The sequence below is a fragment of the bacterium genome (genome assembly GCA_040756715.1).
In the GTDB taxonomy this organism is placed as follows: Bacteria; UBA9089; UBA9088; order UBA9088; family UBA9088; genus JBFLYE01.
The window spans coordinates 1-2,268 of record JBFLYE010000083.1; the positions used below are offsets into that span (position 1 = coordinate 1).

At 35.4% G+C, this 2,268-nt stretch carries 3 protein-coding genes and 1 pseudogene; 2 read left to right on the top strand and 2 right to left on the bottom strand.

Annotated features, from left to right (window positions below; genetic code table 11):
- Positions 1-235 precede the first annotated feature (235 nt).
- Positions 236-478 carry a hypothetical protein gene (locus AB1397_03260; GenBank protein MEW6482010.1) on the top strand — a complete coding sequence of 81 codons (243 nt, stop codon included), beginning with the start codon at positions 236-238 and terminating at the stop codon, positions 476-478.
- 156 nt (positions 479-634) lie between these two features.
- Positions 635-916 (top strand): annotated as a pseudogene (locus AB1397_03265) (IS110 family transposase).
- Positions 917-1,120: 204 nt separating this feature from the next.
- Here AB1397_03265 and AB1397_03270 read toward each other — a convergent pair.
- Together AB1397_03270 and AB1397_03275 are read right to left on the bottom strand one after the other, a co-directional pair.
- A complete protein-coding gene (locus AB1397_03270; protein MEW6482011.1) occupies positions 1,121-1,570 on the bottom strand; it encodes a coiled-coil domain-containing protein in 450 nt (149 codons plus the stop codon).
- Positions 1,571-1,691: 121 nt separating this feature from the next.
- Positions 1,692-1,886, bottom strand: a complete 195-nt coding sequence (locus tag AB1397_03275; protein ID MEW6482012.1) for a hypothetical protein — start codon at positions 1,884-1,886, stop codon at positions 1,692-1,694.
- Positions 1,887-2,268 lie beyond the last annotated feature (382 nt).

The window sequence follows — 2,268 nt, forward strand, 5'->3', positions numbered from 1 at the left end:
ATGAGCTTAAAAGAACAATAAAGGATAGTTTTGAAGAATTTGCAATAAGTATAAGCTATGCCAAAAGTTGGATAAATAAGTTTATGATAAGGTATAGTTTGTGTAAAAATTTATGTAATTAACTATAGAATTCAAAATTTCTTAAAAGGTGGATGAATTTTTAACAGATAAACACAACCCTATCTATTTTTGCACTAAGTGATGGAAGATACTATAATAAGGAGGAGGTGTGGATATGATTAGTCAATCTACTTATTTCTGTGGGGTAGATGTAGCAAAGGATAGCTTTGTTGCTTCTATGAAGAATGGGAGGTTCCTGGTAAAGAACAAAATCTTTAGTATGGACAGGATTGGGTTTAGTGAGCTTGAAAGGATGCTTTCTCCTTTCAGACAGGAGATTGTTGTTGGGATGGAGCCTACAGGTATTTACCACAATAATCGTACGTGTTTAGCTTCTCTCTTAACCAAATTACCATAGCCGTTGTTTAGCTGTCTTATATACCTAGGCACAAAGGGGCAAAGGCACAAAGAAAGCAAGTAATAAATAAACTCTCTCGCCTTTGTGCCTCTGTGCCTTTGTGCCTATTTCCCAATTTTATTCTCACCGAGCTAAACACATACTGGTAAAGAGAGTGCCATATATCTTATGGCAGAACTGATAGACATCAAGAGATTTGAGAATTACAGAAAGCTTGTGGGATTTTGTGGTCTTGACCCTGTTATTAAACAATCGGGCAAATTTAAAGCACATTTGAGAATATCCAAAAGAGGAAATACCCATGCAAGAAGAATAATCTGGGTAATGGCTAGCTGTGTTAAAAGATGGTCTCCCTATTTTAGGGAATATTACCTTAAAAAAGGCAGGAAGGAAAATCCTATAAAGAGGGAGTTATTGCTACCTCTACCAAGCTTTTGAGGACTATTTATACTTTGCTTAATGAAAATAGATGCTTTAAATAAATTATTCATAATTCAAAATAGTTGACTCCTTTTTTGCCTGATTGGCTTTGAAAAAACTTAAAGCAAAACTTCGGGGTTAAGGACTTAGGGTTCGGGGTTTTCTTATTCCCTCTATCCCGAATCCCGAATATTCCGTTTATCCCGAAGCTTTGCATTCCTTTCATCTTATCCATTTCAAAAGCCCAGCTATACAGACAAGCTGACCTACCCAGAAGAGAAACATCCATTTGATTAGCTCTGATTTGAATTGGGCTATATCAACCCGAAGCTTTGAGGTTTCCTCGTTGATTCTTTTATCAAGCTTTGAAATTTCCCTTTCAAGGTCAACCTTAAATTCAGCCCTTACCTCAGAGATTCTTGCTTCAAGCTTCCCTTCAAGAAGGGCAATTTCTTGCTTTACTCCACTGATTTCTTCAGATAACTTCTTTGAAAATTCTATCTTTACTCCGCTGATTTCCTCAGAGAGCTTTCTGGCAAACTTCTCATCAGAGAGGGTAATCACCTCTCCCTTTACCTTTTGCTCTGATTGATTGAGAAGCTCAATTAGGGAATCAACCCCATCCTCACCTAGCTTTTCCCTTAAAACCTTAGGCACAGTAATTATTGGCATTGTTTTTCCTCCTTATTTTTTCAATCTTTTATCTTGAATCTTAAAGGCAATTAAAAAGCCGATACCGGTTATTGCTGCTATTCCTAGCATAATAAAGAGACCTATCTCCCTTTCCATTTTCTTAATCCTCCTTTTTATCTTTTGGGGTTATAAAATATGCTAATGAAACAAATACAATGAAAAATGCACTAATTGTAATGTTTGAAAGCAGGAAATATTTACCTGCCAAAAAGCTACTGATTACACCTACAGTTAGGGTATATTTAGCCGCATCAGCAAAGATATTACCGATAACCTTTCTTCTTTCTCTATTCATCTCACCACCATTTTGGGTTTTACCCTTCTTAAATTCAGTTTCCCTTCTAATAAGAACCTTTCAGACTCTTCATTCAATCTTCTTATTCTTTCTTGAGGGGTTAGATTCTCTTCCTCTTTGTAAATTGTCTCCCTTACCTTTTCATCTTTATCTTCCTTTAAACAAAAAAGCAGGGCTACTTGCCGTTGCCTTTAATAAATTTTAAAATATTTCTCCCCTCTTCATATTTTTAAGTAAGTATAACATAAATTTTTTTCTTGTCAAGTCATTTTCGCCAAAAATTTTCTCTCCATATCAAAACCTCAAGTAATTGCCCCATAATACATATATTATCCTAAGTTTTGTAGTGCCGACTATCAAAAAATCCCTTGACATATTTGGA